Raw genomic sequence first — 3,475 nt, 5'->3', positions numbered from 1 at the left:
TTTTTGGGGCGATGTAGATGCGCGTGTCGGGTGTGGTCAATGTGTTGTTTGAGATTTGTATAGTGTGCGTGAGTGTCTTTGTTTCTATCTGATTTGACCGTGTGTTGGTTAAGTTGTGTAGGGCGCATGGTGGATGCCTTGGTGCCGGATGACCGATGAAGGACGTGTGAGGCTGCGATATGCCTGGGGGAGTTGCCAACTGGACTGTGATCCCAGGGTTTCCGAATGGGGTAACCCAGCCGTCTTGATGGGCGGTTGCCGCTGGCTGAATGTATAGGCTGGTTGGTGGTGTGGCGGGGAAGTGAAACATCTCAGTACCTGCTGTGGAGAAAACAAGAGTGATTCCGTGAGTAGCGGCGAGCGAAAGCGGAGGAGGCTAAACCTGGTTCGTGTGATAGCCGGCAGGCGTTGCGGGTCAGGGGTTGTGGGACATCGTCGTTAGATTCTGCCGAGTCTAGGTTCACGCAGCATTGTCTAGTCGAACGGTGTGGGAAAGCCGACCGGAGAGGGTGAGAGTCCCGTAGGTGAAGGGCAGTGTTGGTGTTCGGATGGTGCACCCGAGTAGCGCGGGTTTCGTGGAGGCTCGTGTGAATCTGGCAGGACCGTCTGCTAAGCCTAAAGAGGTCCGGTGACCGATAGTGGAGAGTACCGTGAGGGAATGGTGAAAAGTACCCCGGGAGGGGAGTGAAAGAGTGCCTGAAACCATGTGCCTGTAAACCGTCAGAGCCCGGCGATGAGCTTGCTTGTCGTAGGCGGGTGATGGCGTGCCTTTTGAAGAATGAGCCTGCGAGTTATGGTATGCCGCGAGGTTAAGCCGTGTGGTGGAGCCGGAGCGAAAGCGAGTCTGAATAGGGCGTTGAGTGGTGTGTTGTAGACCCGAAGCGGGGTGATCTACCCATGTCCAGGGTGAAGCGGCTGTAAGAGGTCGTGGAGGCCCGAACCCACCTAGGTTGCAAACTGGGGGGATGAGGTGTGGGTAGGGGTGAAAGGCCAATCAAACTCCGTGATAGCTGGTTCTCCCCGAAATGCATTTAGGTGCAGCGTCGCATGTTGCTCCGTGGTGGTAGGGCGCTGGTTGGGTGATGGGCCGTGTCGGTTACTGAGCTCAGCTAAACTTCGAATGCCATGGTGTTGAGTGCGGCAGTGAGTCGGCGGGTGAGAAGATCCGTCGTCGAGAGGGAAACAGCCCAGATTACCGGCTAAGGCCCCTAAGGGTGCACTGAGTGGAAAAGGATGTGGGGTCGCGTTGACAGCCAGGAGGTTGGCTTAGAAGCAGCCATCCTTGAAAGAGTGCGTAATAGCTCACTGGTCGAGTGGTTCTGCGCCGATAATGTAGCGGGGCTGAAGTGCACCGCCGAAGCCGTAGCAATGCCGCACACCTATGGGTGTGTGGGTTGGGTAGGGGAGCGTCGTACATGGGGTGAAGCCCGGGAGTAATCCATCGGGTGGACTTTGTACGAGTGAGAATGCAGGCATGAGTAGCGAAACACAGGTGAGAATCCTGTGCGCCGATTGACTAAGGGTTCCAGGGGACGGTTGTTCCGCCCTGGGTTAGTCTGGGCCTAAGGCGAGGCCGAGAGGCGTAGTCGATGGATAACCGGTTGATATTCCGGTACCCGAGTGCCGCGTATGAGTGATAGCGGTTGTGCTAACCGGCTGTGAGCCGGCATTGGTTGTCCTTCGGGATGGCCGGTGTTGGTGAGTGGTTGGGGTCCTTTCCGTGTGTAGCGTAGTGATGGAGTGACGCAGTGGGGTAGCCGTACCGTCTGGTGGATTAGGCGGGGTAAGGTGGTAGCCCGTGTTCCTAGGCAAATCCGGGAACACCCCCTTCAGTGGGGAGGGTGAGCGCTGAAGCATAGGCCTTTAGGCTGAATTCGGTGATCCCGTGCTGTCGAGAAAAGCTTCTAGCGAGTGGTAGTCGGCCAGTACCCTAAACCGACACTGGTGGTCAGGTAGAGTATACTGAGGCGTTCGAGTGATGTGTGGTTAAGGAACTCGGCAAATTGCCTCCGTAACTTCGGGAGAAGGAGGGCCCTTGTCTGTGGTGCGTGCGCACGGAAGCGGATGGGGGTTGCAGAGGCCAGGGGGAAGCGACTGTTTACTAAAAACACAGGTCCATGCGAAGCCGTGAGGTGAGGTATATGGACTGACGCCTGCCCGGTGCTGGAACGTTAAGAGGATCCATCAAGGCGTGAGCCTGCAGTGGTGAATTGAAGCGCCAGTAAACGGCGGTGGTAACTATAACCATCCTAAGGTAGCGAAATTCCTTGTCGGGTAAGTTCCGACCTGCACGAATGGCGTAACGACTTCCCCGCTGTCTCAACCACATGCTCGGCGAAATTGCAGTACGAGTAAAGATGCTCGTTTCGCGCGGCAGGACGGAAAGACCCCGGGACCTTTACTATAGCTTGGTATTGATGCATTGCTTGGTTTGTGTAGGATAGGCGGGAGCCTGGGAAGCTGCGACGCTAGTCGTGGTGGAGGTGTTGGTGAAATACCGCTCTGATCTGGTGGTGTGTCTCACCCGCGGCCCTGATCGGGTCGGGGGACAGTGCCTGGTGGGTAGTTTAACTGGGGCGGTTGCCTCCTAAATGGTAACGGAGGCGCCCAATGGTACCCTCGGGCCGGTTGGAAACCGGTCGGTGAGTGTAAGCGTAGAAGGGTGCTTGACTGTGAGACCGACGGGTCGAGCAGGTGCGAAAGCAGGGGCTAGTGATCCGGCACCGACGTACGGATGTGGTGTCGCTCAACGGATAAAAGGTACCCCGGGGATAACAGGCTGATCTTCCCCAAGAGTCCATATCGACGGGATGGTTTGGCACCTCGATGTCGGCTCGTCGCATCCTGGGGCTGGAGTTGGTCCCAAGGGTTGGGCTGTTCGCCCATTAAAGCGGCACGCGAGCTGGGTTTAGAACGTCGTGAGACAGTTCGGTCCCTATCCGCCGCGCGCGTAAGAGATTTGATGAAGGGCTGTCCCTAGTACGAGAGGACCGGGATGGACGAACCGCTGGTGTGCCAGTTGTCCCGCCAGGGGCATGGCTGGTTGGCTACGTTCGGGAGCGATAACCGCTGAAAGCATCTAAGCGGGAAGCGTGCTTCGAGATGAGATCTCTGTCAGGCTAGTCCTGGTGAGGCGCCCTGTAGATGACGGGGTTGATAGGCTCGACATGGAAGCGTTGTAAGGCGTGGAGTGGACGGGTACTAACCGCCGAGAACTTAACATCAACATTCGGTTTTGATGGAAACAATGCTCACGCACACTATGCGATTCTGAGGCAACACTGTTGGCTCGATCGCCTGCCACACGTTCGTGTGGTGATGGCTTGATCGCTGAACGGACCGTCTCTATGGTTTGTTTGGTGGTGAGAGCGGAAGTGACACACCCGGTCCCATTCCGAACCCGGTCGTTACGGCTTCCAGCGCCGATGGTACTGCACTCGAGAGGGTGTGGGAGAGCAGGACACCGCCAAACATT

2 rRNA genes are annotated in these 3,475 nt (G+C 57.0%); both read left to right on the top strand.

The annotated features are described in order from the left end of the window. Positions 1 to 106 precede the first annotated feature (106 nt). Positions 107 to 3,224, top strand: a 23S ribosomal RNA gene (locus J5V16_RS24000). A gap of 131 nt (positions 3,225 to 3,355) precedes the next feature. Further along, positions 3,356 to 3,472, top strand: a 5S ribosomal RNA gene (gene rrf, locus J5V16_RS23995). The last annotated feature ends 3 nt before the right edge of the window (positions 3,473 to 3,475 follow it).

The sequence above is a fragment of the Glycomyces niveus genome, from assembly GCF_017592475.1.
Classification (GTDB): domain Bacteria; phylum Actinomycetota; class Actinomycetes; order Mycobacteriales; family Micromonosporaceae; genus Glycomyces; species Glycomyces niveus.
The sequence above is the reverse complement of the archived record's forward strand: the minus strand, read 5'-3'. Positions and strand labels throughout refer to the sequence as shown.